At 74.9% G+C, this 26,965-nt stretch carries 20 protein-coding genes; 6 read left to right on the top strand and 14 right to left on the bottom strand.

What is annotated here, in order from left to right; genetic code table 11:
- Nucleotides 1–366: 366 nt before the first annotated feature.
- Together CNX65_RS12850 and CNX65_RS12845 are read right to left on the bottom strand one after the other, a co-directional pair.
- Nucleotides 367–819, bottom strand: a complete 453-nt coding sequence (locus CNX65_RS12850; protein WP_096497757.1) for a MarR family winged helix-turn-helix transcriptional regulator — start codon at nt 817–819, stop codon at nt 367–369.
- A gap of 65 nt (nt 820–884) precedes the next feature.
- Nucleotides 885–2,120: a sugar efflux transporter gene (locus tag CNX65_RS12845; protein ID WP_096492994.1), complete on the bottom strand. Its 1,236-nt coding sequence runs from the start codon at nt 2,118–2,120 to the stop codon at nt 885–887.
- Between the two features lie 76 nt (nt 2,121–2,196).
- Here CNX65_RS12845 and CNX65_RS12840 point away from each other — a divergent pair, with 76 nt between their 5' ends.
- Nucleotides 2,197–2,985, top strand: a complete 789-nt coding sequence (locus tag CNX65_RS12840; RefSeq protein ID WP_096492993.1) for an SDR family NAD(P)-dependent oxidoreductase — start codon at nt 2,197–2,199, stop codon at nt 2,983–2,985.
- A gap of 36 nt (nt 2,986–3,021) precedes the next feature.
- Here CNX65_RS12840 and CNX65_RS12835 read toward each other — a convergent pair whose 3' ends face one another.
- The 6 genes from CNX65_RS12835 to CNX65_RS12810 all read right to left on the bottom strand — a co-directional run bounded on the left by CNX65_RS12835 (nt 3,022) and on the right by CNX65_RS12810 (nt 12,412).
- Nucleotides 3,022–4,293: a cytochrome P450 gene (locus CNX65_RS12835; protein WP_232519807.1), complete on the bottom strand. Its 1,272-nt coding sequence runs from the start codon at nt 4,291–4,293 to the stop codon at nt 3,022–3,024.
- A gap of 235 nt (nt 4,294–4,528) precedes the next feature.
- Nucleotides 4,529–5,743 (bottom strand): ABC transporter substrate-binding protein, encoded by a 1,215-nt coding sequence (locus tag CNX65_RS12830; RefSeq protein WP_096492991.1) that lies wholly within the window; start codon nt 5,741–5,743, stop codon nt 4,529–4,531.
- A gap of 136 nt (nt 5,744–5,879) precedes the next feature.
- Complete coding sequence (locus CNX65_RS12825) at nt 5,880–7,016, bottom strand: hypothetical protein (RefSeq protein WP_096492990.1); 1,137 nt, start codon at nt 7,014–7,016, stop codon at nt 5,880–5,882.
- On the bottom strand, nt 7,013–8,407 hold the full coding sequence (locus CNX65_RS12820) for a VWA domain-containing protein (RefSeq protein WP_096492989.1): 1,395 nt from the start codon (nt 8,405–8,407) through the stop codon (nt 7,013–7,015). Before CNX65_RS12820 ends, CNX65_RS12825 begins: the two co-directional genes overlap by 4 nt.
- A gap of 53 nt (nt 8,408–8,460) precedes the next feature.
- Nucleotides 8,461–10,737 carry a serine/threonine-protein kinase gene (locus CNX65_RS12815; RefSeq protein ID WP_177154387.1) on the bottom strand — a complete coding sequence of 759 codons (2,277 nt, stop codon included), beginning with the start codon at nt 10,735–10,737 and terminating at the stop codon, nt 8,461–8,463.
- An 85-nt stretch (nt 10,738–10,822) separates the two neighbouring features.
- Nucleotides 10,823–12,412, bottom strand: a complete 1,590-nt coding sequence (locus CNX65_RS12810; protein WP_177154388.1) for a S1 family peptidase — start codon at nt 12,410–12,412, stop codon at nt 10,823–10,825.
- A 156-nt stretch (nt 12,413–12,568) separates the two neighbouring features.
- On the opposite strand from CNX65_RS12810, the gene CNX65_RS12805 reads away from it, so the two are divergent.
- A complete protein-coding gene (locus tag CNX65_RS12805) occupies nt 12,569–15,949 on the top strand; it encodes a phosphodiester glycosidase family protein (protein ID WP_096492986.1) in 3,381 nt (1,126 codons plus the stop codon).
- 44 nt (nt 15,950–15,993) lie between these two features.
- Here CNX65_RS12805 and CNX65_RS12800 read toward each other — a convergent pair whose 3' ends face one another.
- The 3 genes from CNX65_RS12800 to CNX65_RS12790 form a co-directional block, all read right to left on the bottom strand.
- Entirely contained in the window at nt 15,994–16,857 is an 864-nt protein-coding gene (locus tag CNX65_RS12800; RefSeq protein WP_096492985.1) for a MerR family transcriptional regulator, read from the bottom strand.
- A gap of 140 nt (nt 16,858–16,997) precedes the next feature.
- Complete coding sequence (locus tag CNX65_RS12795; protein WP_096492984.1) at nt 16,998–17,954, bottom strand: intradiol ring-cleavage dioxygenase; 957 nt, start codon at nt 17,952–17,954, stop codon at nt 16,998–17,000.
- An 83-nt stretch (nt 17,955–18,037) separates the two neighbouring features.
- Nucleotides 18,038–18,640 (bottom strand): TetR/AcrR family transcriptional regulator, encoded by a 603-nt coding sequence (locus CNX65_RS12790; RefSeq protein ID WP_177154389.1) that lies wholly within the window; start codon nt 18,638–18,640, stop codon nt 18,038–18,040.
- Between the two features lie 110 nt (nt 18,641–18,750).
- Here CNX65_RS12790 and CNX65_RS12785 point away from each other — a divergent pair, with 110 nt between their 5' ends.
- Both CNX65_RS12785 and CNX65_RS12780 read left to right on the top strand, forming a co-directional pair.
- Nucleotides 18,751–19,236 (top strand): MarR family winged helix-turn-helix transcriptional regulator, encoded by a 486-nt coding sequence (locus tag CNX65_RS12785; protein ID WP_015801351.1) that lies wholly within the window; start codon nt 18,751–18,753, stop codon nt 19,234–19,236.
- A complete protein-coding gene (locus CNX65_RS12780) occupies nt 19,233–20,888 on the top strand; it encodes an MDR family MFS transporter (RefSeq protein WP_096492983.1) in 1,656 nt (551 codons plus the stop codon). Before CNX65_RS12785 ends, CNX65_RS12780 begins: the two co-directional genes overlap by 4 nt.
- 133 nt (nt 20,889–21,021) lie before the next feature.
- Here CNX65_RS12780 and CNX65_RS12775 read toward each other — a convergent pair whose 3' ends face one another.
- Both CNX65_RS12775 and CNX65_RS12770 read right to left on the bottom strand, forming a co-directional pair.
- A complete protein-coding gene (locus tag CNX65_RS12775; protein ID WP_096492982.1) occupies nt 21,022–21,477 on the bottom strand; it encodes a RidA family protein in 456 nt (151 codons plus the stop codon).
- Between the two features lie 266 nt (nt 21,478–21,743).
- On the bottom strand, nt 21,744–24,011 hold the full coding sequence (locus CNX65_RS12770) for a catalase (RefSeq protein ID WP_096492981.1): 2,268 nt from the start codon (nt 24,009–24,011) through the stop codon (nt 21,744–21,746).
- Between the two features lie 309 nt (nt 24,012–24,320).
- Here CNX65_RS12770 and CNX65_RS12765 point away from each other — a divergent pair, with 309 nt between their 5' ends.
- Complete coding sequence (locus CNX65_RS12765; RefSeq protein ID WP_096492980.1) at nt 24,321–24,878, top strand: hypothetical protein; 558 nt, start codon at nt 24,321–24,323, stop codon at nt 24,876–24,878.
- A 261-nt stretch (nt 24,879–25,139) separates the two neighbouring features.
- Nucleotides 25,140–26,036 carry an AraC family transcriptional regulator gene (locus CNX65_RS12760; protein WP_232519805.1) on the top strand — a complete coding sequence of 299 codons (897 nt, stop codon included), beginning with the start codon at nt 25,140–25,142 and terminating at the stop codon, nt 26,034–26,036.
- A 47-nt stretch (nt 26,037–26,083) separates the two neighbouring features.
- On the opposite strand, the gene CNX65_RS12755 is transcribed toward CNX65_RS12760, so the two are convergent.
- Entirely contained in the window at nt 26,084–26,935 is an 852-nt protein-coding gene (locus CNX65_RS12755) for a hypothetical protein (RefSeq protein WP_096492979.1), read from the bottom strand.
- Nucleotides 26,936–26,965 lie beyond the last annotated feature (30 nt).

The raw sequence follows: 26,965 nt of genomic DNA, 5'->3' as shown, positions 1-26,965 counted from the left end.
GGTGGTGCGGCGTTCCGGCTGCGGCGCCGGGAGCGCGGTGCGCGTGCGACGGGGGTCCTCGGCGGACCGGGTCGTCTCGGGTCTGCGGCAGCTCGGGGTGTCCGGCCACCGGCCCTGCGCCCTCAGCCCTGCGGTCCCCGGCAGCACGCCGCTCGCCTGCGGTGGCCGGGCGCCGGTCGGGCGCTGCCCGCCGTCTGTGGTCGTCGCGGGTCGTCGGCCTCGACGTGGCGCGGCTCGGCGCGGCGAGGGCCGCCGCCCTCCCGGTTCTCGGGGGCGGCGGTGCGGGGTCCACCCGCTGAGCGGGAGGGACCGTCCGGTTCCGGGCGCCTGCCGGGCTGGTGATCGCCGCAGGCTGGTCGGACCGGGTCAGCCGTTGCGGTGGTGGGACAGCACCTGGCCGAGCAACCGCACCAACTCCTCCCGCTCCTCGGGCGCCAGCGGCGCGAGTAACTCGTCCTGCACCTTGGCGAGCCGCCGCTCCTGCCTGCGCAGCTGCCTGCGGCCCGCCGTGGTGAGGGTGATGGTGTTGCGGCGCCGGTCGGTCGGGTCGGGGTCGCGGTGCACGAGCCCGCGCTCGGCCAGCTCGTTGATGGCCGCCACCACGTCGCTGAGGTGGATGCCGCTGGTCCGCCCGAGGGTGGCCTGGCTGACCGGGCCGGTCTGCTCCAGGGTCGCCAGGACCCGGTAGTGGTGCCCGCGCGCGTCCACGGCGGCGAGCCCGTCGGCCACCAGGCGGTGCGCGTGCAGCGCGGCCTGCGTGATCAGCCAGGTCGGGTGTGCGGCCCACTTGGCCGCTGGATCGTGGGGGCGCGTGATCATGTTGATCACCATAGCGACGCGCCGCACTTCTTCCCGGTATCCGGAAACCCCTAGCGCACCGGGGACTACGGCATTGCGCCGACGTCGGTGCGGGGTCGCCGGGCGCGGCGCGGGCGGGCGAGCAGGAGCAGCGCGAGACCGGTCACGGCCATGGCCGCGCCGAGCGCGAACGCGGTCCGGTAGCCGTTCGCCTGGGCCAGCGCCAGCAGCGGCCCGGACAGCATCGAGCCCGCCTTGCCGGTGTTGGTGAACAGGGTCGTGGCGCGGCCGGGAAAGTCCGGGTCGAGGTCCTGGAAGTAGGAGATGCCGATGCCCTGCAGCGCCGAGATGGCCAGGGCGTGCAGCAGCTGGGCGGCGATGACGTGCCACACCTCGCCGCTGACCAGCATGACGCCGTGGTACGACAGCGCGAGCACCGCGCCCGCCAGCACCAGCAGCCGGTTGTCGACCTTGGCCGCGACGAAGCCCAGCCACAGCATCAGCGGGATCTCCAGCGCCGCGCACACGCCCATGGCGACACCGGCGTTGCCCGCCGTGCCGCCCAGGTCGTCGACGACGAACAGCGGCAGCACCGCGACGCTCAGCGCCGTCGTGCCCTGGAGCAGCACGAACGCCACGGCGGTCAGCGACAGCTCGCCGCGCGCCCGCGACGGGACGGCGACCGAGTCGGGCATGACCACGACCGGCTCGGGCTTGGGCAGGGCGGGCAGCCGGTACCAGGCGGCCAGCGCCGCGAGCGCGTACATGACGGCCGCGCCCGCGAACACCCAGGTGAAGCTGGAGCGCTCCACGAAGATGGCGGCCAGCGGCGGGGCGATCGCCCAGGACAGCGACAGCAGGGTGCGCAGGGCGCTGGTCGCGAGCGGCCCGCGCGAGGAGCCGCTGGCGGACAGCGACTGGCGGGCGTAGGCGAAGCTCTGCGGCACCATGACGCTGCTCAGCGCGGCCAGGGTGACCGAGACCAGCAGGAGCAGCAGGTACTCGCGGGAGAGCGCGAAGACGACGTACGCGGCGGTGCCGCTGAGCGAGCCGACGACCAGGAGCTGCTTGCGCACCGCGCGGCGGTCGGAGAACCGGCCCACGGCGGTGCTGACGGCGAGCGCGGCGAGCGCGCTGACGAGCATGAACGACCCGACCTGGAACGGGTTCGCGCCGAGCTCCTTGATCAGGAACAGGGAGAGCAGGGGCCCGACGAGCGCGTAACCGGCGCCGCCGAGGACCACCACGGTCGCCAGGGGGAGGAGCTGCTGCTTCAGGGGGGTGGGAGGTGTTCGGGGGGTCGTGAGTACCACGGTGACCATGGTCTTCCCCGGCCCCCGTCCGGCGAAATGTGTTTTTCACCCCCGTGCCCCCGATCGGGCGCGGGATGATGCGGGGATGCGCTCTGCGGTGGTGACCGGTGCGGCGGGCGGGCTGGGCGAGCGGATCGCCGCGCGCCTGGCCGGGCGCGGGTACGCGGTGGTGGTGGCGGACGTGGACGAGGTGGGCGCGCGGGCGGTCGCGCGGGCGATCGGGCGTGGCGCGCGGGCCGCTGAGCTGGACGTGGGCGATCCCCTGGCGTGCGAGCGGGTCGCGGCGGGCGCGCCGGGGCTGGCGGTGTGGGTGAACAACGCGGGGCTGCTGAGCGCGGGCCCGGCGTGGGAGGAGCCGTGGGCGCGGCGGCGGGCGCTGCTGTCGGTCAACGCCGAGGGAGTGGTGAACGGCACGCTGGCCGCGCTCGGCGCGATGGGCGACGACGGGCACGTGGTGAACGTGGTGTCGCTGGCCGGACTGGTCGCGGCGCCCGGCGAGGCGCTGTACGCGGCGAGCAAGCACGCGGCGCTGGCGTTCAGCGTGGGCGTGCAGCACGACCTGCGGCTGGCCGGGCGCGGGACGCGGGTGAGCGCGCTGTGCCCGGACGGGATGTGGACGCCGATGCTGTTCGACCGGGCGTCGGACCCGCGCGCGGCGGCGTCCTGGTTCGGGACGCTGCTTCACCCGGACGAGGTGGCGGACGCGGCGGTGGGGCTGCTGGACCGGCCGAGGCCGGTGCTGGCGGTGCCGAGGTGGCGGGGGCCGCTGGTGCGGTTGCTCGCGGCGTTCCCAGGGGTGGGGCTGCGCGCGTCCGGGCCGATCATGGCGGTGGCGCGGCGCAAGCAGCGCAGGTTCGCGAAGCGGGTGCTGTAGCGGCGGGGCGGTGGTGCGCGCCCCGCCGCCGCGCGCTCAGCGCACGTGCACCATCATCCGCTCGACGCCGTGGACGACCGACACGGTCCGGTAGCCGGGCAGCTCGTCGGCCAGCCGCAGGTTCGGGAAGCGCCGCAGCAGCGCCGGGTAAGCGGCCCGCAGCTCCAGCCTGCCCAGCTCCGCGCCGACGCAGCGGTGCGCGCCGTGCCCGAACGCGTAGTGGCCGCCCGGCGCGGGCACGCGGGTGTGGTCGAAGTCGGTGCCCGCGTGGCGGTTCGCGGCGACCAGCGAGCAGACGACCGCGTCGCCCTCCTTGATCCGCGCCCCGCCGATCTCCATGTCCTGCTTGGCGAAGCGCGGGAACGCCACCTGCACCACGCTCAGGTAGCGCAGCAGCTCCTCCACGACCGGTCCGACGGCGGCGTCGTCCTCGCGCACCGCGCGGGCGGCCTCCGGGTTCTGCAGCAGCACCGCAGCGCCCAGCGCCAACATGCTGGCGGTGGTGTCGAACCCGCCGGTGAGCACGCCGTCCGCCAGGCCCGCGAGCTCCTCGTCGTCGACCTGGTCGCCGTGGTTGCGGATGATCATGCCGATGAGCCCGTCGCCGGGTTCGACGCGCTGCCGCTCGACGACCTCGCGCAGGTAGTCCAGGGACTCGGACACCGCGCCGAGCGCCGCGTTCGCGCCGCCGAACACGTCGAACCGGGCCGCGGCGAGCCGCTGGAACAGCTCGCGGTCCTCGTAGGGCACGCCGAGCAGCTCGCAGATCGCCAGCGACGGGATGGGCAGCGAGAACTGCTCCACCAGGTCGACCGGGCCGGGCGCCGCGTCCATCGCGTCCAGCCGGTCGGCGATGATCTCGTCGATGCGCGGGGCCAGCCTGGCCAGCCGCCGCATCGTGAACTCCGGCGTGAGCAGCTTGCGCAGCCGGGTGTGGTGCGGCGGGTCGGCGAACCCGAGGCCGCCGGGCGAGCGCTCGATCTTGACGAAGCCGGTCTGGCCGATCCGCGCGTAGTCGTTGCTGAAGGCGTTGCCGTCCGCCAGGACCGCGCGCGTCTCCTGCTCGCCGGTCACCAGCCACACGCCGAACCGGAACGGGGTCTGCACGCGGTGGATGGGCCCGTCCGCGCGCATCTGCTCCATCTCGGCCACCGGGTCGAGCCCGTCGCGGCGCAGCGGCAGCATCACCCCCTCGGGGAGCATCGCGAGCGCCCGCGCCCCGTACTTGGCCAGGAGCCACTTGGCGACGGCCCTCCTGGCCACCCAGGCGACCACCCCGTCACGCACCGCCGCCATCGTCGCAGTCATGCTGGTCCTCCACCCCGATCGTGCACCGCAACCTACGAGCGCGGGGCTGCACAGCCCTGGACTCCCCGCTGGTACCGGGCGTCGAGCAGCCCGATGGGGACAGCCGTCGACCCGGCCACCACGACGCGAGAAGATCGAACCCGGTCAGGCCGACCCTCCCACCTCGGGCAGGTCGCGACGACGCGCGCCCCCAGAAGACCCCTGGAAAGCACTCGAAACCGCCCCATCGGGGAATTCAGCCGCAAGGTAGCGTAATCCACTCCGTTCGGTCGACCGAATCGGCGATCTGGTCGAGACCGGCCAGCACCCCTTCGAGCGACTCGGGGGTTTCGAGGTAGTTGATGACGCCCCGGTAGAAGGCGGAGCGCAGGCTCGGGGGCATGAGGTCCGAGGCGTCGAGGCACAGGGACGCGCCCCCGGTGAGGACTTCGGCGATCCGCCGGTCCACCGGATCGACGTAGCCGGAGGGGGGTACCCGTTTGTGGGCGGAGTATGCGCCGCCCGCGGCGGGCCAGACCCGCTGGCCCTCGGCGTCCGCCAGGTGGGCCAGGAGCCTGCCCGCGGCGGGCGAGTCGGTGAAGAGCCCGGCCAGGTCGGCGGACACCTCCCAGCCGCTCGCGCCCAGGTCGGGGAAGGGGGCGAAGTCGCCCGCGCGCCCGCGCTCCCGGTAGGCGGCGCCCGCGAACGAGCCGAGGTGGTCGAGCCCGCAGCCCTGGGGCCGGGTGAACATGGCCAGGCCCGCGTCGTCGAAGTCGGTGAGCAGCGCCCGCTCGGCGGGGACGCCGGACACCAGCGCGCCCCAGGTCTCCCAGGCCCGGCGCACCTCCGGGGAGCGCCAGGCGAGCTCCCCGGAGGCCCACCGCCGGTAGACCCCTGGGCCGGACTGGTGCAGCAGCAGGTCCTCGACCCAGTCGGTGCCCGGCCAGCCCGCGTCCGGCGAGGAGCCCAGGCCGAGGCACCACGGCGCGCCGCCCGCCAGGAGCTGCTCGGCGTTCGCGGGCGGGCGCACGTCCGAGTCGGGGTCGAACCAGATGAGGCTCTTGAGGTCGGCCTTGACGACGACGGCGTGCGTGCCCTCGGCGCCCACGCGCGCCAGGTCCCGCCAGAAAGGCGCGTAGTCGGCCTCGGGCAGCGGGGGCAGTTCCCGCAGGTGGCCGCCCCGCGCGTAGTAGGCCAGCTCGCCGAGGCCGGGCAGGACGGCGACGTCGGGCGGGTCGCCCTGCTGCACCCTGGAGCGCAGCAGCTGGCCGAGCGCGCGGCTGCCGGTGTAGTCGTAGGGCACGCCGGTCCGGTCGAGCACGGCGCGGAACCGGGCCTCCTCGGCTCCGGTCCACGGGCCGAGGACGCGCACGAGCGCGCGGTCGGCGGGCGGGGCGCAGCCGGGGAGGCAGGTCAGGAGCAGGAGCGGGACCAGCGCGCGCAGGACGGCGCGGCGGGGGGAGGGGCTCATCGCTGCACTCCGGGCGGGGTCGTCGGGGCGGGGTCGCGGGGGCAGGGTCGCGGGGGCGGGGTCGCGGGGGCGGGGTCGTCGGTGTGGGTCGCGGGGGCGGGTCGCGGGGCGGCGGGTCGCGGGGCGGCGTTCCGGGTCACCGGGGCCGGAACCGGTACTCGTCCAGGCGCGGGTGCAGCCCGAGCAGCACCAGCGCCACCAGCAGCGCGCCGCACAGCGGCCCCAGCGCGGTCCACGCCCCGTGGTCCGCGTCGGCCAGCTCGGTGCGGGCGGCGAGGGCCCGGTCGGTGAGGACCGGGACGGTCGCGAGGGTGGCCGCGCCCGCGGGCAGGTCGGCCGCGTCGACCTCGGCGACGGTGGGCCCGCACGCGTCGGGGCAGTCCGGGCCGAGCATCCCCAGCAGCCCCGTCCTGGCCAGCTCGGTCGCCTGGTCGGTGCGGCCCTGCCACCCCTCGGCGACCGCGACCACCTCGGCCGCCGCCGCCTCCACCCGCGCCTGGGTGCGCGCGCCCCACAGCGCCACCCCGGCGAGGGCGGCGACGAGGGCGGTGGCGGCGAGCAGCGGCGGGTTCCAGGTGCGCCGGAACCGGCGGGACAGCCGCACCTGCGCCACCACCAGCAGCGCGGCCAGCGCGAGCAGCGGCAGCAGCCAGCCGAGCGTGCTCGCGGCGGTGGTCGTGGTGCCCGCGAGCAGGTCGTCGAGCGCGGCGCGCTGGTCGGCCAGCAGCTCGTCGAGGTGCCCGAGCACCCCGGAGCCGGGGGTGGTGAGCACGCGCGAGGCGTACCAGAGGTCGGTGGCGCCGAGCAGCCCGTCCGGGGCCCGGTGCAGGTGCGCGCCCGCCTGGCCGATCCACCCGGCGTAGGCGGAGATCAGCTCCACGGAGAGCTGGACGCGCGCGCTGGCCGAGGGCCCGGCGACGTTGTCCTCGGCGACCTGGTTGAGGTACTGCCCGGCCAGCGCGAGGCGCTTCTCGTACTCCTCCCCCGGCCCGGTCAGCAGGCCCAGCCCCGGCGTGGCCCTCGCCCGCGCGATCGAGTCGAGCGCGGTGACGGCCTCGACGTGGGCGTCGGCGAGCGCGTGCCGCGCGGCGGCGGCCTGGAGCACGGCGGGGGCGGCGTGCTCGCGCACCGAGGCGGCGGTGGTGGTGACGCCGGTGAACGAGGCGGTCACCGCGCCGCAGGCCAGCGCGGACAGCAGCAGGAGCGCGGCGCGCAGGCGCAGCAGGCTCCGGCGGGTGCCCGCGGTTCCCCGGTCCGCTCCTGCCCCGGTCACCGCTCCACCCCCTCGAACGGGTGACGGCAGCGCGGGCAGAACCGGCTCCCGGCCCCGGAGACCCGCCCGCACTCCGGGCACCGCACGTCCGGCCCGCCGGGCGGCGCGGGTTCCCGCTCGGGCGCCCCCGGCGCCCACGTGGACCGCGTCGAGCTGAGCGCCGCGATGTGCATGTCCTTCACCGCGAGGTCCGCCCGCACCCGCACCACCCCGTCCTCCGGCGCGCCCACCACGTCCACCAGCCACCGCAACCGCCGCAGCGACGCCTCGTTCCCCAGCCGCGCCGCGAGCGCCACCGCCCGCCCCCAGGCGGCCTCGGCCCCGCGCCCGTCGCCCGCGTCGTGGGCCTCGCAGCCGGCCAGGATCAGCTCCCCCAGCTCGGTCTCCCTGGTGTAGTGCGCGACCTGCCCGTCCAGCACCCCGGACCGCAGCGGGTCGTCCGTGGACCGCGCGAGCACCGCCGCCGGTTCCGCGAGCGGCTGCCCGGCGGCGTCGACCAGGTCCACCCGCGCGGCCTGCCTGCGCTCCCCCACCGCGAACCCGGCCAGGTCCACCCGCAGCGTCAGCAGGAACGCCCGCCGCTCGTCGCCCCACGTGCCGGTCCCGAACCGGGTCGCCCGCTCCCCCTCCGGCCTGCCCACCAGGTCGACCTCGGCCGGGTAGACCTGCCTGGCGCGCAGCAGCGTCGCGTGCGGGGCCAGGCGCACCCGCAGCCCGAGGTCGGCGACGACCTTGCCCATCGCGGCGTCCATCAGCCGCCGGAAGTCGGCGGGCAGCTCGCCGGGGTCGCGCACCGCGTCGACGTCCCCGTGCAGCGCCTCGGCGACGTGCCGCAGCTCGTCCGGGGCCCACCCGTCCCCGATGCCGCGCGCGTCGCAGGTGAACCGGCCCGCGCAGCGGGCGAGCACGGCGTCGAGGCGGGCGCGCGGCTCGCCGTTCATGCCGTCGGTGAGCAGGATGGCGTGCCGCACCGCGTCCGGGTGCTCGTCGAACAGGTCCGAGGCCAGCTCCAACCAGGACCCCATGGCCGTGCCGCCGCCCGCGACGAGCCTGCGCGCGGCGGCCTTGGCCTCGGCGCGGGTGCGGTCGTCGGCGGGCACGAGCGCGCGGTCCGGCGGGTACACCATCCGGGCGACGTGCGTGCCCTCCACGACGGCGAACCGCACCCCGTCGCGCAGCGCGTCGACGGCGGCCAGGGTGGCCTGCCGGGCGGCGGCGATCTTGGTGCGCGGGTGGGCCATGGACCCGGAGCAGTCGACGGCGAGCACCTCGGCGAGCTCGGGGGCGGAGGTGGCGCGCAGGTCGGAGGCGATCACGGAGACGACGGCGTCGACCTGGCCGTCGTCGGGTGAGACGTGCTCGTTCTGGCTGACGGCGAGACGGAACCCCACGCGCTTCTCCCCTCGGTGCCCCGGTGCCGGTTCCCCGGTGCTGGGTCTGCGGTTCAGGTGGTGGTGCGAGGTCGGACGTCGTTGGCGAGGTCGACGAGGACCCCGTGCTCGGCGGCGGTGCGGGCCTGCCTGGCGAGGTCGCGGTAAGCCCGCTCGCGGTCGGCGCTTCCCCCGGACGGGTCCACCCGGTCGAGGACGTGGGCGGCGAGCCGGTCACGCGCGTCCCCGTCCAGGGCGAGCGCGGCCAGCGCGCGCAGGGCCTGGTCCCCGCGCCCGGCGCCCGCGAGCACCTTGACGGCGGCGACGGCGGCGGCCTCCCGGTGCCGGGACACCTCGGGGACCTGGGCGAGCACGTCGAGCGCCCCGTCGGGGTCGCCGCCCGCGAGCCGGACCCGAGCCAACCCGAACGCGGCGCTGCCCTGCGAGCGGTCCCGCACCCACACCGACCGGTACCTCCGCTCGGCCTCCGCCGCGTCGCCGCGCCGCTCCGCGCAGAGCCCGAGCGCGAGCACGGGCGCGGTCTCGCCGGGGACCTCGTGGTGCACGCGCAGGAAGTGCGGGTGGGCTTCGGCGCCGTCGACCAGCGCGGCGAGCCCGAGGAGCCAGTGGACGCGCCAGTCGAGCGGGTCCGGCCGGGCGCGCGGCTCGGGCCCGACCGGCGGGTCGGGCGGGGTGGGTCGGGCGCGGTCGAGCGGCGCCTCCCGGTGCGCCCCGGTGACGCGCCCCCACGCGGCGACGAGCCGGGCGCCCCACCCGGACGCGCTGGACGAACTCGCGGCGCCTCCCCCTGGCGCGGCGCTGCCCGCCGGTTCCCGCCGAGCGCTCGCCCCCGCGCGACCGGTCCCGCCCGCTCCGGACTCCACCGGCGCGTCCACCCCCAGCAGCGCCCGCGCCCGCGCGGGGCGTCCCAGCCCCACCAGGGCGTGGGCTCGCAGCAGGTTCGCCTCGGCCGTGTCCGGGAGGGCGCGGAGCAGCGCGTTCGGGTCGCCCAGCCGGTCGACGTCCAGGTCCCACCTCGGGCTCGGCAACCCGCCCGCGCAGTCCCGCCCGCTCGGCAGCGGGGTCTCCCCGACCCCCTCGGTCCAGTGCGAGAGCGGGGGCACCGCGCCCAGCCCCGCGTCCACCAGCGCCGCCGTGGGCTCGAACAGCTCCGACACCACCGGCCGCTGCCGCCCGTCGCGCAACGACGCGATCTCCCGCAGCACGCCGTCCAGCTGCCGGTCCATGTCGACCGCCGACGCGAACCGCCGCGCCGGGTCGGGGTGCGTGGCGCGGTCCAGCGCGTGCCCGAACGACTCCAGCCCCGACCGCAGCGCCCCCGGATCGCCGACCGCGTCGGCGCTCGCCGCGGCCAGCCGCCGCAGGGTGTGCCCGAGCGCGTGCAAGTCCGAGCGCGGCGTGACGCCGTCCGCGGCGATCTCCGCCGCGTCGACCTGGAACCCCCTGGTGCCGATGATCGCCACGCGCTCGCCGATCCGCCGCACCGCGCCCAGGTCGATGACCTTCACCCGGCTGTCCCCGCCACCCACCCGTCCGGGGCGCAGGATCACGTTGTCGGGCTTCATGTCGCAGTACACCAGCCCCCGCCCGTGCAGGTAGCCGAGCGCGGACAGCACCTCTCGCCCGATCGTGACGACGTGCTCGGCCAGCAACCGCTCACCGAGCGCGACCCCGGTGGCGACGTCCTGGAGCACGAGCCCGTCCACGAACTCCATCACGAGGTACACCCGGTCCTGGCCGGAGCGCCGATCGCGGTGTGTCACGAAGTTGACGATCCGGACGATGCTCGGGTGGTCGACGGCGGTGAGCGCCCGCCGCTCGGCCTCGGCGAGCGGCGTGTCGTCCGCGCTGATCATTCCCTTGAGGACCACGAGGTTGTCGTCCAACCGCCGGTCGCGCGCGAGGTAGACCCACCCGAGGCCGCCCTGGGCGAGCGGCCCGACGACCCGGTACTGGCCGCCGACCTCGTCGTCGCGGCGCAGCGCGGGCAGGAACGAGTAGAAGTGCCCGCAGGTCGGGCAGTAGCCCTCGGGCAGCGCGGGCTGACCGGCGTACCCGGCCCCGATCTCCTGCGCGCACCCGCCGTTGCCGCAGAGCCGCCCCCTGGTGCGGGTGCGCGGGTTCTCCTGGACGCGGCTGAGGGGTTCGGGGAACGAGAAGACCGGCAGGGACAGGTGCTCGCGCCCGGTCCCCGACGTCGACGCGCCCCGTGGCCGACGGCCCTCGGCCAGGTGAACCAGAGCGGGGGCACGGGCCTCCCTGCCGCAGGTGTCGCAGAACCCGGTGGCCTCGATCGTCCCGACGCAGCCGGGGTGGGAGCACGCGGTCACGGCGCGACCTCCTGACGGGTGAACCCGTTGTCCCCCAACGGTAATCGGGTGAGAACCCCACCGGCATCCGCCGAACGCGGGGTGATCACGTCTTCCCCATGACCGCGTGCAGGTGGGCGAACACGGCCGCGTGACAGGCCTGCGGGTCAGCCGGGAGCCGGGACAGCAGCCCGCGGGCCCGCCGGTACAGCTCCCCGAGTTCGAGGTCCTCCTCGTGCCCGTGGTCGGCGGCCAGCTCGGCCGACGCGTCGAGCAACCGCCGCAGGCCCTCCAACTCGCGCACGGCGCGGGCGAGCCGCCCCTCGGCCTCGACCCCGTGCCGCTGCACCCGCCGCTCCAGCGCCACCAGCCCGGCCTCGTCCAACGAGGCCCGCAACCCCATGAGGTCGACCCGCAGCCAGTGCGCCTTGGCCGGACCACCGGTCGCGCGCTCCAGGTGGGCGAGGTCCCGGATGCGCGACCCGAGCGCGACGAGCCGCCCGGAGTGCTCGTCGGCCTGCCAGGCGCGCACCGAGGCGAGCGCGGGCGCGTCCCCCCGGTGGAACCCGAGCGCGACCCTGGTGCCGCTCCTGACCAGCGGCTTCACCACGTGTTCGAGCAGCTCCCCCGGATCGGCGGCCGCGTCGACCCCACTGACGACCACCGTCACCGGCCCGCCCCGCTCCCCTGGCGCGCTCTCACCCCCGGTCGTCACCCGCTCCCCAGGCCCATCCTCACTCCCGGTCGTCACCCACCCATCCGGGTGTCCCCCACCCCCCTGGAGCCGCTCCACCTGAGCCCCGAGCCGCCGGTGCACCTCCTCGACGCCCAGCCCGGTCGCGTCCAGCGCCACGTCCACGCTGCCCGCCTCGGGCACCGCCCCCACGACCCCGGACACCGCTCCCGCCGCGGACCCCGCCACCGACCCCGACGAGGTCGACCGGAGATCGCGGCTCCCCAGCACCGCCAACCACCGCAGCACCGCGAGGTCGGCCCCCACCAGCACCAGCAGCCCCCGGTCGCGCGCCAACCAGTCCACGACCCGCCGCGCCGCCGCCGTGCTCCCCGGCGCGCTCAGCTCCCGCTCCGCCTCGCTGTCCTCGGCCACGAACGCCGCGGCGGACGGCAGGTGCGCCAGCACGGTCTCCACCGGCAGCATCCACGCCAGCCCGACCTCCCGATCGAGGTCGGCGCTCACCACGATCCCCACCACGTCCCCCGTGAGGTCGTCAGCCACCCCGGCCCCGCTGAACCCGGCGGTCACCGCCCGCTGGCGCGGCAGGGTGTTCATCTGCACCCACTCCTGCCCCGGCCCGGCCCCGGCGGCGAGCGTGAGGCTCGTCCACACCCCGTCCGAGTAGCGGTGGGGGTAACCGAACGTGCGCACCACCCGCCCCCAGCTCACCCCGACGCGGTGCAGCACCGCGCCGCTCCCCCCGGGCGCCGCCCGGACGAGCTCCAGCAGCGCGACGTCACCGCGCTGGTCCTCCCGCGGCGGCACGACCCGCACGCGCCGAGCCGCGATCCGCTGCCCCACGACGTCGACCAGCACCGGCTCGACCCCCTCGCCGACCACGTGCGCGCAGGTGAGCACCGTCCGCAGGTCGTCGAGCAGCACCCCCGCGCCGAGCACCCCTCCCGAGGCGTCGCACAGCCGCACCCGCCAGGGCGGGTTGGCGGCGCTGCCGGGGGTCACGGCCGGGAACATACTCAGCGAACTGCCCGTGACGTGCGCCTTTCCGCGCCGTGAACCCTCGAACGGACCAGTGGCGCTCAGTGGAACCACCCTGTTCGGTCCGCCGTTCACCCGCTCCAATGACAGCGGGTGAAACAGCAACCACCGGGAGTCGCCGTGCTCATCCGAACCCTCGCACTGGCACTGGTCCTCACCACCACCCCCGTCCAGGCGTCCCCCGTCGGGGGACACCAGGCGCACCCCGCCCACGCAGGCGAAGCGTCATCCCGCTCGGCGCGGTCCCAGCCACACCCCGACCTCTCCGATCTCCCCGACGTCCCCGACCTCCCCGACCTCGCCACCGCCGCCTCGCGCGAGCACCTGGAGACCGACCGCGCGGCCCGCCCGGTCGCGCCCGGCGTCGAGCTGACCTCGTTCGACTGGTACCGCGCGGACGGCTGGGTCCGCGGCGACGCCCTCACCGTCGACCTGGCGGGCGGCACGAAGGTCGACTACCTCGACCCCGGTTCCGTCACGGCAGCCGCGCCGCTGTCCGAGCAGGCGGACCGCACCCGCGCGGTCGCGGCGGTGAACGGCGACTTCTTCGACATCAACAACTCCGGGGCCCCCGAGGGCGCCGCCGTGCGCGACGGCCTCCCGGTCAAGTCCGCCTCGCCCGGTCGTGAACGCGCGGTGGGCGTCGACGCGGCGGGCGTCGGCCGGGTGATGGAGGTGCTGTTCAGCGGCACGGCCGCGCTGCCCGGTGGTGACCTCGCGCTGAACCGCCTCAACAGCGCGGAACTGGAACGTGATGGCGTCGCCCTCTTCACCCCGCTGTGGGGTGACTACACCCGTTCGCGGACCGTGCGCGACGCGCAGCGCGTGCGGGAGGTGGTGGTGCGCCACGACGTCGTGACCGAGGTGCGGGACGCGGTCGGCGCGGACCGGGTGCCCGAGGACGGTTACGTGCTGCTGGGCCGCGAAGCGGGCGCGACCGCGCTGGCGGTCGCGCCCGGTGACCACCTGTCCGTGCGGTACGCGACCCGTGCGGGTGATGGGGGTTCCGCGCCGAGGGCCGCGATCGGCGGCGACCAGGTGCTGCTGCGCGACGGCGAGGTGGTCGCCCCGGACGACGCGTCGCACCCGCGCACCGCCGTGGGCTTCTCGGCCGACGGCAAGCGGATGTTCCTCCTCACCGTGGACGGCAGGCAGTCCGCGCACCTGCTCGGCCTGAACCTCAAGGACGTGGCCGAGGCGCTGCGGGACCTGGGCGCGCACAACGCCCTGAACCTGGACGGCGGCGGGTCGAGCACGCTGGTGGCCCGCGAACCGGGTGGTGACGCCGTCCACCTGGAGAACACCCCCTCGGACGGCGGGCAGCGGCCGGTCCCGAACGGGCTCGCGCTGTACGCGCCCCGCGGCAGCGGTCGCCTGACCGGGTTCTGGGTGACCACGGCGACCGACCCGCGCACGGCCCCGACCGCGGGCGCGGTGCCCGGTGGCCGCCCCGACCGGGTGTTCCCCGGCCTCACCCGGAAGATGGTGGCGCAGGGCTACGACGAGACCTACGGCCCGGTCGCCGACGAGCGCCCGGTGTGGACGTCCACGAACCCGCTCGTCGGCAGGGCCAGCGGGAACGGCGTGTTCCGCGCCGCGGCGGCGGGGACGACGCGGGTCATCGCCCGCCAGAGCCGGATCGAGGGCTCCCAGGACCTGACCGTGCTCGGCGCGCTGGAGCGGTTGTCGGCCACCAGCGGTCGGGTGAGCCTGCCCGACGTCGGCGCGGGCGCGCGGGTCGGGATCGTCGGCTACGACCACAGCGGTTTCAGCGCACCGGTCGAACCCTCGGACCTGGCCCTGTCCTACGACCACTCCGTGCTCGAAGTCGGCGAGGACGAGGGCGCACTGCTGGTGACCGCCCGCGCCCCCGGCTCCACCACCATCGAGGTCACCGTTCAGGGGCGCACCACCCGCGTACCGGTCACCGTGGGCACCGAGGAGCGCCTGCTGGCCGGTTTCGACGACGCCGCGCGCTGGACGTTCGGCTCCGCGCGCGGTTCCGGCTCGGTCTCCCCGACCCCGGACGGCCACACCGGCCAGGGTCTGGCGCTGCGCTACGACTTCACCCAGTCCACGGGCACCCGGACGGCGTACGCGAACCCACCGCAAGCACTGGAGGTGCCGGGAAAACCACTGGCCCTGAGCGCGTGGGTGCGCGCGGCAGGCCGGGGCGAGTGGACGGCCTTCACCGTCGTGGACGCCCAGGGCCTCACCCGGTCGCTGTACGGCCCGCACCTCACCTGGGACGGCTGGCAACGGCTGGAGGTGCCGGTGCCCGGAGAGCTGGCGTTCCCGATCAAGGTGACACGCTTCTACACGATCGAGACCGCCGCCGACCGCCAGTACGCGGGCGAGGTCGTGGTGGACGACATCACCGCCGTCGTCCCGCCCGACGCCGAACCGCCACCGCGCGAGGTGGTGCGCGACGACGTGGTGGTGCGCGACGGCACCGTCGACGGCAGCCCGTGGCGGTTCGCGGTCATGTCCGACGCCCAGTTCGTGGCCCGCGCCCCGGACAGCGAGCTGGTGCGGGCGGCGCGGCGGACGCTGCGCGAGGTCAGGGCGGAGCGACCGGACTTCGTGGTGATCAACGGGGACCTGGTGGACGAGGCCGCGCCGGAGGACCTGGCGCTGGCCAGGCGGGTGCTGACCGAGGAGCTGGGCGACGCGGTGCCGTGGTTCTACGTGCCGGGCAACCACGAGGTGATGGGGCCGGGCACGATCGACAACTTCCGCCGCGAGTTCGGGGCGACGACCCGCGTGCTCGACCACCGGCGCACGAGGTTCGTGCTGCTGGACACCTCGCTGGGCACGCTGCGCGCAGGCGGGTACGCGCAGGTCGCGGCACTGCGGAGGGCGCTGGACGAGCACGGGGCGGTGGACTCGGTCGTGGTCCTGGAGCACCACCCGACCCGCGATCCGGGCCCGCTGCGCACCAGCGAGCTGTCCGACCGGATGGAGGCGGCGCTGGTGGAGCGCTGGCTGGCCGACTTCCGGTCGTCCACCGGCAAGCCGGCGGCGTTCGTGGGCGCGCACGCGGGCCTGTTCGCGGCGTCGCGGGTGGACGGTGTCCCCTACCTGGTCAACGGGAACTCCGGGAAGGCCCCGTCAGGTGACACCGGAACGGGCGGGTTCACCGGCTGGAGCCTGATCGGCGTGGAACCGGGTGGGATCAGGGCCGAGGTGCGGGCCCACGTGGACGCGCTGCGGCTGACCGCACCGCGCGCGATACCGGTGGGCGGGACGGGAGCGGTGTCGGCGGAGGTGGAGCAGGCCGGGAGGCGGGTGCCGGTGACCTACCCGATGAGCGCCGACTGGTCCGGCTCGACCGGCCTGCACGTCGGCGGGCCGGACGGGGTGCGCCCGTGGCACGTGGCGCGCTTGGACCCGGACACCGGGACGCTGACCGGCCTGCGACCGGGACGGGTGTCGGTGGTGGTGGCGGTGAGCGAGGCGGTGACGCGGGTGGACGTGGCCGTCACCGCTGGAGAGCGGTGACGGCCTGCCCCACCAGCCGCCCCCGGTCGGGCGGAGCGCGGAGGTCAGCTGGAAGGCGCGTGGTCAGGCGAGACGACCAGCGGCAGCTGGAGCTCGGTCACCCAGTCGGCCAGGCGCTCGGGGGCCTCCAGGGTCACCTCGCGCGGGTAGCCGTCGGCGCGGTGGCCGTGGGCGTCGACCCAGCGCTCCAGCGCCTGCGCGGTGGGCACGACCCCGTCCATCGCCCCCCGGTGCACGATGACCGCCGCGCGCTCGACGGCAGGCAGCTCGACCACCTCGAACCCGCCCTCGAGGCCCGCGCCCCCTGCGGGGTCCGCACCACCCCCGGCCCCGATGGGGAACGCGGCGTGCACGGTCACCGCGCCCCCACCGGCGTCCGCGTAGAGCGCGACACCCGGCCCCGCCGCGCTGATGCCCGCATCGGCGAGGAGTTCGCACAACCGCCCGAACAGCGGGCTGACCACCGGCCCGATGTCCTCGGGCGCGTAGCTGCGCGAGATCGCGGACAGCCGCGCGACGCGCTGGGCGGGCAGGGACTTGATGACGACGTCGTGCTCGGGCATGTGCCCCTCGCTCTCGATCGACCGGAGCCTCACCTCGACGCGGGCCAGCCGCGCGGTCGCCTCGGCGACGACGGCCTCCAGCTCCGCGCGCCGCCCCCGCAGCATCTCCCGCAACCGGTCGACGCCGACCCTGCCGTCCACGATCTCCTTGACCTGGTTCAACGTGAACCCCAGGTCCTTGAGCGCGACGACCCGGTTGAGCAGGTCGAGCTGGTCGGCGGTGTAGTGGCGGTACCCGGTCGCGGGATCGGTGCGGGCGGGGCGCAGCAGCCCGGTGGCGTCGTAGTGGCGCAGCATCCGGACCGAGACGCGCCCGCGTCGGGCGAACTCTCCGATGGTCAACATGGCGCCACCGAGTCCAGTCCCTGACACGGTGTCAGAGTCAACCCCACCCGCGACCACCCGCACCAGAGCACTCGCGGCAGACCGCACGCCCGCAGCCCGCGCGCCTCCCGGCAGGCGGACCGGCCGGTGACCGGCTCACCTCAGGCCGGGCGGGTTCGCCCTGCGGTGGCCGGTCCGGTCGGGGGTGTTCCGCCACCCGGTGGGGTGTTGCCACCGCCGCCCGGTGGGGTGCCGCCACCGGCGGGTTCGGTTCGGGTGTCCACTCGGGCTCGCAGGGTCACCCGGTAGCCGGATGCCGGGTCGCCGGTGACCGTCGCCAGCTGGGACTCGCCGCCGTCGTCGCCGAACACGTTGTCGGTGTCCAGGGTCAGCTGGGCCAGGTTCGCCACCGAGCTCTCGTAGCCCGTCCCGGCGTACACCGCGTCGCACGCGTCCTCCGGCAGGGCCAGCTGCGAGGTCGCGATGGCGTTCGCCGAGTCGGTGATGCCCGCCTGGTCCGGGTAGACCTCGAAGTGGACGTGCGGCCACCTGCCGGTGTAGCAGGCCGGGAAGGTGCTGGTGAAGGCCACCTTCCCGGTCGCGTCCGCGATCTGCACGCCGCGCAGGTAGTTCTCGTCCTCCAGGCCGTCGCTGTACATCGAGTAGCCGCCCGCGCGGTCGCAGTGCCACACGTACACCGCCACGCCCTCGAACGGGACGTCACCGCCCGCCACGTCCACGATGGACAGCTCCAGCGCCATCGGGACGCCCTCCGCCACCGCGCTGCCGGTGCCGAAGCTGGAGCGGATGTCCGAGCGGACGATGCCGGACTGCTCCAGCACGTCCGGGCCGTTCGAGCCGTCGCCGGGGTACGGGCCCGCCGTCTCGTCGGGGATCTCGCCCGTGGCCCGCGCGGTCGTCGTGGCGCCGGTCGTGGCGGCCGTGCCCGCCGCGCCGCAGGCGGTCAGGCCCGCGAACACCGCGCCCACGCCGAAGATCCGCAGCGCGCGGCGGCGGTCCAGCAGGGTGCCCACGTCGAAGCCCAGGCCCTGGTCCACCAGCTCCTCGTGCGGGCGGGGCAGGCGGCGGCCCCGGTAGGTCTGCTCGTCGTCTCGCATGGGGTCCACCCTGGTGGGGCGGGCTGTGCGGGCTCTGTGCGGCGCCTGTGGAACCGCTGGACGAACGCGGCAGCCGGGAGGGCTCAGCCCGCGACGTGCCGCAGGGCCGACAGGAGCACGTCCGAGAGCGGGCGGTCCGGGTTCTCGATCCAGTGCTGGGTCGCCGCGCGCAGCGTGGTCAGGAACGCCGCCGACAGGACTCGCGCGCGCAGCGCCGCCTCGGGGTCGTCGGCGGGCATCCGGGACGCCAGCTCGTCGGCCAGCTCGCGCTCCACGGCGCTGTGCGCGGCGACCTGGTGCACCACCAGGCTCGGGTGCCCGCGCACGAGCCTGCGCTGCGCCACCAGCGCGGGGTCCAGGCCGTCCAGCTCCGCGGAGAAGGCGCGGGCCGCGTCGAACAGGGCCCTGCGCACCGGGACGTCCGCAGGCTGGGCGCGCAGCAGGTCGACGATGGCGCGCAGCCTGGCCCGGTGGCCGTGGAAGATCGCTTCTTCCTTGTTCGCGAAGTAGTTCGAGAACGTCCGGCGCGACACCGAGGCGGCGTCGGCGATGGCCTCGACGGTGAGCCGTTCGAGGCCGTGCTCGATCGCCAGCCTGAGGGCGGCCTCGTGCAGGGCCTGGCGCGTGGCGGCCTTCTTGCGCTCGCGCAGCCCGACGGTGGTGTCCAGATCGACCGTGGTGTCCATTTCGGCGTTCAGGGTAGCCGCAGTCACACAAACTTCCCAATGAGCAAACTTGCACAATGCGCAAGTTGCCCTGATACTTGTATGGGGCAACCACTCAGGGAGGGCTCATCGTGGACGCCAACCCGCGCCACTCCGAGATGCAGGACCGCATCCAGGACCTCATGAAGACCGTGCGGATGCTCAAGCAGTCGCACTCCGAGCGGGCCGCAGGCGTCCCGACCGGGCTCATCACGACGCTCAAGCTGATCAGCAAGATCAGCGACGACCCGTCCGGCTGCCACGCCAAGCAGCTCGCGCACCAGGCCGCGCTCGACCCGTCGACGGTCAGCCGCGCGGTCGCCGCGCTCGTGGGGCAGGGACTGGTCGAGCGGCAGGCCGACCCCGTGGACGGGCGGGCCAGCATCCTGGTCGTCACGCCCGCCGGGCAGGAGGCGCTGGACCGCGCGCGCCGCTGGTACGAGGACCTGATGGACCGGGCGCTCGCCGGGTGGACCCCCGAGGAACTCGACGCGTTCAACGACGCGCTTGGGCGCTTGAACGCAGACGTAGCAGGAGCCATCGGCTCCCCGAGCACAGCACTGGAGGACGCGCGATGAGCGCACCCGCCACCACGGCGGACACCCGGAACCACCAACCGGGCGAACCGATGAACCACCGGCAGATCATGGAGGCCCTCAGCGGCCTGCTGCTCGTCCTGTTCGTCGCGATGCTCAGCGGCACGGTGGTCTCCACCGCCCTGCCGCAGATCATCGGCGCTCTGGAGGGGACGCAGACCCAGTACACCTGGGTCGTCACCGCGACCCTGCTGACCGCCACCGCGAGCACCCCGATCTGGGGCAAGCTGGCGGACCTGTTCAACAAGAAGACGCTCGTCCAGTCGGCGATCGTGCTGTTCATCATCGGTTCGGTGATCAGCGGTTTCGCGCAGAGCGCCGGTCAGCTGATCGCCGCCCGCGCGTTCCAGGGCATCGGCGTCGGCGGCCTGCAGGCGCTGGTGCAGGTGGTCATCGCCGCGATGATCCCGCCCCGCGAGCGCGGCCGGTACAACGGCTACCTGGGCGGCGTGATGGCGCTGGCCACGGTCGGCGGCCCGCTGCTCGGCGGGCTGATCGTGGACACCTCGTGGCTGGGCTGGCGCTGGTGCTTCTTCGTCGGCGTCCCGGTCGCCGTGGTGGCGCTGCTGGTGCTCCAGGCGACGCTGAAGGTGCAGACCGCGCGCCGGGAGAACGTCAAGATCGACTACCTGGGCGCGGGCCTGATCGCGGCGGGCGTGAGCGTGCTGCTGATCTGGATCTCGTTCGTGGACAGCTCGTTCGACTGGATCTCCTGGCAGAGCGGCGCGATGGTCGGCGGCTCGGTCCTGCTGCTGGGCCTGGCGGTGCTGGTGGAGCACAAGGCGTCCGAGCCGGTGGTCCCGCCGAAGATCGTGAAGGACCGCACGACGGCGCTCGCGATCCTGGCGAGCCTCGCGGTGGGCATGGCGATGTTCGGCGGCGCGGTGTTCCTCGGCCAGTACTTCCAGATCGGCCGCGGCTACTCCCCCACCGAGGCCGGACTGCTGACCATCCCGATGATGGCGGGCGTGCTGGGCGCGTCGATCATCTCCGGGCGCATGATCACCCGCAGCGGCAACGTGAAGCCGTACATCGTCACCGGCGCCGTGGTGCTGGTGATCGGGTTCCTGGCGCTGGGCACGATCGACCACCGGACCTCGCTGGTGCTGGTCGGCGCCGCGATGCTGCTGGTCGGCACGGGCGTCGGCATGTCGATGCAGAACCTGGTGCTGGCGGTGCAGAACACCGTGCAGCTCAAGGACATCGGCGCGGCCAGCTCCACGATCGCGTTCTTCCGCTCGCTCGGCGGCACGATCGGCGTGTCGGTGCTGGGCGCGGTGCTGGCCAGGCGGGTCAGCGAGCAGATCACCCGCGACCTGACCGCGGCGGGCGTGCCCGCGTCGGCGTCGGGCAGCGCCGGGGGCAGCCTGAACATCTCGGCGCTGCCGGGCCCGATCCAGGAGATCGTGCGCGCGGCGTACGGGGACGCGACCGGGCACATCTTCCTGATCGCGGCGGCGATCGGCGTGGTGGGCGTGATCGCGGCGGCGATGCTGAAGCCCGCGAAGCTGCGCTCCAGCCTGGACCTGGGCGGGGCGGCGAAGGCCGTGGCGCCGGAGGCGGCGCCGCAGGGCGAGGCCGTGACCGGCGGTGACGCGGTCGGCGACGAGTCGCTGACGAAGTCGCGGCGGTAGTCGGGCGGCGGGAGTCGGACGGCGGGAGTCGGACGGCGGGAGTCGGACGGCGGGAGTCGGACGAAGGCAGTCGGAACGTGGGCGAAGGCCCCGCACCCGGAGTGGGTGCGGGGCCTTCGCGCTGCTCGGGGGTCTAGCGGGCGAACTCCACCGTCACCTCGACCTCAACCGGCGCGTTCAGGGGCAGGACCGGGACGCCCACGGCGCTTCGGGCGTGCCTGCCCGCCGGGCCGAAGAGCAGGGCGAACAGCTCGCTCGCGCCGTCCAGGACGGCGTCCTGGTCGGTGAAGCCGGGGGCCGAGGCGACGTAGCCGACGACCCGCACCACCTGCACCACGCGGTCCAGGCCGACCGCCGCGTCGACCGCCGCCAGGGCCGACAGGGCGCACTGGCGGCTCAGGCGGGTGGCCTCGTCCAGGTCCACCTCGCGGCCCACCAGGCCGGTGGCGACGACCTCGCCGTCGATCATGGGGACCTGGCCCGCGGCGTGCACCAGGTTTCCCGAGGGCACGGCTGGGACGTAGTTGCCCTTGGGCGGGTTGACCAGCGGCAGGACGAGGTCGAGCCGGGCAAGGCGGTCGAAGATCATCGCGGCGCCCCTGGGTTTTCGGCCATCAGGGGGCGACGCTACCGCATCCGGGGCGGCTCTCCCCCTGATCGGGGCGGGTGATCCACCGGAGCCCGCACGGGGGTGCGGGACCGGACGCGCGGGGTTGGGCCTGTTGCCGGAGCGGGGGTGAGGTCGAGCGGCCGACACCGGGGGGTGGGTGCGGCGCTGCCCCCGATCGCGGTGAGCGCGGTCGGGGGCAGCACCAGGACCAGAGCACCAGAACTAGAGCACCAGGACCGGAGCGCCTAGATCGGCAGCACCGACGGGAAGCGGTCCCACACGCGGTGCTCGGCCAGCAGGTCCACCACGGAGCCCAGGACCGCGCTCGGGCTGTCGCCGGTCACCACGCCGACCGCGTCCACGGGCACGCCCGCCGCCTCCAGGGCCGCCACGCCACCGCCCCACGCGCCGATCGCCTTCGCGTGCCGGAACGCCTCCTGCAGCAGCAGCGACACCCTCGGGTCGACCGCCGGGCCCGACGGGGCGCCCGCCTTCGCGTCGCGCGCGGGCAGCGCGTCCGGCGCGGGCGGCGGGGCGGTGGCCAGCAGGACCGCGTCGAACTCGACCGAGCGCGCGGTCAGGAACGTGCGCTGCGCGACCAGGCCGCCGCCGAGCGGGCCGCCGTGCGGGGCGATCAGCAGCGGCACCATGCCCGCCGCGTCCACCTCCGCCACCACGGTGCGCGCGCCCTCGTGGTCGGCCGGGTCGACGACGATGCCGATGAGCCTGCCGTCCACCGGCCAGGTCCCGCCGATCTGGGACAGCGCCGGGCTCGGGTCGACGTCGCGCGCCGGGTTCTCCGCCTCCGGCGCGGGCAGCCCGAGGCCGGTGGCGACCTGCTCGCACAGCACCGGGTCCACGTTGGCCAGCACCTTGAGCTGCCGCTCCTTGATGGCCTGCTCGTAGCACTTGCCCAGCTCGAACGTGAACGCCCGCACCACGTGCTCGCGCTCCAGCGCCGACAGGCTGCGCCAGAACAGCCTGGCCTGCGTGTAGTGGTCGGAGTACGACGCGGGCGCCTCGCGGACCTTGCGGCCCGCCTCCACCACCTGCGGGAACTCCACGAACGCGCTCATGTCCGCGCCCGCCGTGAACGGGCAGCCGCCGTCGAGCGTGTTCGGCTTGTACGGGGCCACCCCGCCGTGCACGGCGTGCTGGTGGAACCCGTCGCGGAGCATGTCGTTGACCGGCGCGTGCGGGCGGTTGATCGGGATCTGGCTGAAGTTCGGCCCGCCGAGCCGGGTGAGCTGGGTGTCCAGGTAGGAGAACAGCCTGGCCTGGAGCAGCGGGTCGTCGGTGACGTCGATGCCGGGCACCAGGTGCCCCACGTGGAACGCGACCTGCTCGCTCTCCGCGAAGAAGTTGGTGGGGTTGCGGTTGAGCACGAGCGTGCCGACGGGCGTGACCGGGGCCAGCTCCTCGGGCACGATCTTGGTGGAGTCGAGCAGGTCGATGCCCTCGAACGTCTGGTCCGGGGTGTCCGGGAAGACCTGGATGCCGAGCTCCCACTGCGGGTACGCGCCGGACTCGATCGAGTCGTACAGGTCGCGCCGGTGGAAGTCCGGGTCGATGCCGTTGATCAGCTGCGCCTCCTCCCACAGCAGCGAGTGCACGCCCGCCTTGGGCTTCCAGTGGAACTTCGCCAGCGACGTGCCGCCCTCGGCGTTGACCAGCCGGAAGGTGTGGACGCCGAAGCCCTCCATGGTCCGGTAGGAGCGCGGGATCGCCCGGTCGGACATCTGCCACATGACGTGGTGGGTGGCCTCGGTGTGCAGGGACACGAAGTCCCAGAACGTGTCGTGCGCGCTCTGCGCCTGCGGGATCTCCCGGTCCGGGTGCGGCTTCGCGGCGTGGATGATGTCGGGGAACTTGATGCCGTCCTGGATGAAGAACACCGGGATGTTGTTGGCCACCAGGTCGAACGTGCCCTCGGCGGTGTAGAACTTCGTGGCGAACCCGCGGGTGTCGCGCACGGTGTCGGCGGAGCCGCGCGAGCCGACCACGGTGGAGAAGCGGGTGAACACCGGGGTGCGCACGCCCTCCTGGAGGAACCCGGCCTTGCACACGGCGGCGGCGGTGCCGTGGCCGATGAACACCCCGTGCGCACCGGCGCCGCGGGCGTGCACCACGCGCTCCGGGATGCGCTCGTGGTCGAAGTGCATGATCTTCTCGCGCAGGTGGTGGTCCTGCAGCAGCGTCGGGCCGCGCTCGCCCGCCTTGAGCGAGTGGTCGGTGTCCGGCAGCCGCAGGCCCTGCGAGGTGGTCAGGTGGGCGCCCTGCTGCGAGTTCAGCTGGGGCGACACGCCGGTGTCCGCGCCCGTGGGGGTGACGTGGGCGGGGGTGCCCTGGTCGGGCTTGGGGGGCAGCGGCTCGCGCGGCTCGGTGGGTTCGACGAGGTCGGGCGGGGCCGACGCGGGCGCGCCGGGCACCGTGGGCGAAGTCGCCTGGGTGACCTTCTCCACGGCCTTCTCCAGCGCGTCCTTCACCACCTGAGCAGGGTTCCTGGATTCCACGTGTCCTCCTCGACGATCGGGCCCGGCGGTGGTCCCAGCGCGAGTACCCGTGGAAGAGCGGTCCACGCATCGATCACCGGATCGTTTTCACTGCCCCGGAAGGGGTAACGCCCAGGGCCTTCCGGGCGTGTTCGACGGGCGCAATCCGCCGCTCGCGGAAGGAGCAGGACGCGCGGCCTTCCGCCGCGCCCCCCAAGGGCCCTGCCGGAACGGGACGTCCGGCACCGGGGCCGGGACCTCCGCCTCTCTCGACGACCCCCTTGTGAACGGGATGCTTTTACCAGCAGGGAACGAGTCGAGGAGGCGGCAATGACCGCGATCGCCAGCACCAACGAAGTCACTACGCGGGGGGACGTCGGTCAGAAGTTGATGGCGGTCCTGCGCATCTCGACCGGATTCGTCTTCCTCTGGGCCTTCCTGGACAAGGCGTTCGGCCTCGGCTACAGCACCCCGTCGGCGAAGGCCTGGATCAACGGCGGGTCGCCGACCAAGGGATTCCTGAGCAACGTCGAGGTCGGGCCCTTCCAGGGGATGTTCCAGAGCATGGCGGGCGCCTGGTGGGCCAACCTGCTCTTCATGGTCGGCCTGGCGGCGGTCGGCACCGCGGTCATCCTCGGCATGGGCATGTGGATCTCGGCGGTGTCGGGCTCGATCATCATGTTCATGATGTGGCTCGCGGAGTGGCCCATGGCCACCGTGACCTCGGCCGGTGAGCCCAGCGGGTCGTCGAACCCCTTCATGGACTACCACATCATCTACGGAATCGTCCTCTTCGTCCTCGCGGTCCACAAGAACGGCGAGACGTGGGGTCTGGGCAAGTTCTGGGCCGGTCTTCCCGTGGTCCGCGACAACGCCTGGCTCAGGTGAGTCCCGAGCCCACCCCCGGAGGAGCCGGTCGCCCTTCCCCAGGCGGCCGGCTCCTCCGCTTTTCCCCTCGCGCCTGACCGCGAGTCCACCACCCCGCCCCTTCCGAGGGGGCGGGGCGGTTTTTCGCGTTCCGGGAGCGGACTGGTGCGCCACACCTCGCCTTTTGGCCGGGTCGGTTTTCGGCGGATAGCTCGCCGATGATTCTTTCGAGCACACCGCCCGCGCATTGTCAGGCCCGTTCCACTCATTTACGGTCATTCGGTGGACGTGGTGAGCGACGTGGTGGAAGTGGCGCGCTGCGGGCGCGCCGTGCACGGCCGGGCGGGGTTCGACGGGCCGTGGCGGTTCCGGTTCTCGACCTGCCGCGGGGTGGGGTTCCACGTCCTGCTGCGCGGGAGCGGGTGGCTGGTGCCCGAGCGCGGGGAGCCGCTGCCGCTGGGCGTCGGGGACGTGGTGCTGGCGCCCCGGCTGGGCGGGCACGTGCTGTCGGACCTGCCGGTGAGCGAGGGCGCGGTGCCGTTCAGCGCGGTCGGGGCCTCGCGCGGCAGCGGGGAGGGCGGCGCGGTGGACCTGCTGTGCGGGGAGTACCCGCTCGACGGGTCGAGGAGCCACCCGCTGCTGGAGGCGCTGCCCGAGGTGGTGCACCTGCCCGCGCGCGTGGGCGGTCACCGGGACCTGCGGGCGGCGGTGGACCTGCTGGGCCGGGAGGTGCGGGCCGGGCGGTCCGGGCGGGACGCGCTGGTGTCCGGGCTGCTGGACCTGGTGCTGGTGTACTCGCTGCGGGCCTGGCTGGAGGACAACCCCGACGGCGGGTGGGCCAGGGCGCTGCGGGACGAGGGGGTGGCGTCGGTGCTGGACGCGCTGCACACCTCGCCCGCCGAGCAGTGGCGGATCGAGGTGCTGGCGGACCGGGCCGGGATGTCCAGGGCGACGCTGGCCAGGCGGTTCACCGCGCTGACCGGGCGCTCGCCGATGGCCTACCTGGCGTGGTGGCGGATGGTGCTGGCCAGCAAGCTGCTCAAGGAGACCGAGCTGCCGCTGCACGGGGTGGCGCAGCGGGTGGGGTACAGCTCGCCGTTCGCGTTCTCGCACGCGTTCAAGCGGTACAACGGGGTGGCGCCCGCGCACTACCGGTCCGCCGCGGCGGACCTGCGGTAGGCCGGGGCCACCGGGCGGGGTTCAGCAGGCGGGTTCAGCAGGCGGGCTCAGCGGCCGGGATCGGGCAGGCCGAGGTGGTGGGCGGCCACCTGGAGCATCAGCCGGGCCTGGCCCTCCGTCCAGTCGACGAGCGCGGCGGCGTCGCCCAGGACCGGGGTGGCCACCTCGGCGCGCAGGCCGCCCTCCGGGCTCTCGCAGTAGCGGCCCGCCGGGATCCAGCGCTGGAGCCGCTGCAGGGTCGCCTCGGCCTCGGGGCCGGGTGGCACCGCGGTCGCCGGGGCGTAGTCGGCGACCGCGACGAACCAGTCGCCGCGCGTGCCGAGCTCCACCCACGCCGCCCGGCCGTCCTCCAGGGCGATCCGGGAGATCGTGGGCGGCAGCGCCACGCCCGACCCGCCCAGCTCCGGCAGGCCCAGCGAGCCGCCGCCCTCCACCACGAGCCTGCAGGACGCGACCAGGTGGCCGAGCAGCATCCACACCTGGAGCGGCTCGGGGAAGCGGGCGCCGACGTGGCAGCCCAGCGCGACCTCCAGGGTCCCGTCGTCCGGGGAGCGGTAGGCGCGGGCCAGCGGCAGCCCCCGGTTCGCCTCGACCAGGCGCTCCCCCGGCACGTCGGGCAGCACGTCGTGGGCGGTCAGGCGGAGCACGCCCTGCTCGTCCGCGGCGGTGACCGACAGGTCGCCGTGCGCGCCCGCCAGCCGGAACGCCGCGTACGGCACGCCGCGCGCGCTGGTGCGCGTCGAGTGGGCCACGCCCAGCTCGGCGAGCGACCGGAACAGCGGGGAGGTGGTCTCGTTCATCGCGCTCCGCCCTTCTCCGGGGCGCCGGGGCGCGGGGAGGGCGGTCCGCGTCGGGGACGCGTCGTGCTGGCGCTCCGCGCGGTCCAGGCCCTGGTGCATGACCCCACTGTCACCCGGAGATCATTCCGC

Origin of the sequence: Actinosynnema pretiosum, from assembly GCF_002354875.1 — a bacterium.
Lineage (GTDB): Bacteria > Actinomycetota > Actinomycetes > Mycobacteriales > Pseudonocardiaceae > Actinosynnema > Actinosynnema auranticum.
Note: the sequence above shows the minus strand (reverse complement) of the source record. Positions and strands in the feature narration are given on the sequence as shown.

Excerpts from the sequence above, each read along its gene's own strand:
- CNX65_RS12850 (WP_096497757.1), bottom strand. The coding sequence starts at position 819 with ATGATCACGCGCCCCCACGATCCAGCGGCCAAGTGGGCCGCACACCCG.
- CNX65_RS12845 (WP_096492994.1), bottom strand. The coding sequence starts at position 2,120 with ATGGTCACCGTGGTACTCACGACCCCCCGAACACCTCCCACCCCCCTG.
- CNX65_RS12840 (WP_096492993.1), top strand. The coding sequence starts at position 2,197 with ATGCGCTCTGCGGTGGTGACCGGTGCGGCGGGCGGGCTGGGCGAGCGG.
- CNX65_RS12835 (WP_232519807.1), bottom strand. The coding sequence starts at position 4,293 with ATGACTGCGACGATGGCGGCGGTGCGTGACGGGGTGGTCGCCTGGGTG.
- CNX65_RS12830 (WP_096492991.1), bottom strand. The coding sequence starts at position 5,743 with ATGAGCCCCTCCCCCCGCCGCGCCGTCCTGCGCGCGCTGGTCCCGCTC.
- CNX65_RS12800 (WP_096492985.1), bottom strand. The coding sequence starts at position 16,857 with ATGTTGACCATCGGAGAGTTCGCCCGACGCGGGCGCGTCTCGGTCCGG.
- CNX65_RS12795 (WP_096492984.1), bottom strand. The coding sequence starts at position 17,954 with ATGCGAGACGACGAGCAGACCTACCGGGGCCGCCGCCTGCCCCGCCCG.
- CNX65_RS12790 (WP_177154389.1), bottom strand. The coding sequence starts at position 18,640 with ATGGACACCACGGTCGATCTGGACACCACCGTCGGGCTGCGCGAGCGC.
- CNX65_RS12780 (WP_096492983.1), top strand. The coding sequence starts at position 19,233 with ATGAGCGCACCCGCCACCACGGCGGACACCCGGAACCACCAACCGGGC.
- CNX65_RS12775 (WP_096492982.1), bottom strand. The coding sequence starts at position 21,477 with ATGATCTTCGACCGCCTTGCCCGGCTCGACCTCGTCCTGCCGCTGGTC.
- CNX65_RS12765 (WP_096492980.1), top strand. The coding sequence starts at position 24,321 with ATGACCGCGATCGCCAGCACCAACGAAGTCACTACGCGGGGGGACGTC.
- CNX65_RS12755 (WP_096492979.1), bottom strand. The coding sequence starts at position 26,935 with ATGCACCAGGGCCTGGACCGCGCGGAGCGCCAGCACGACGCGTCCCCG.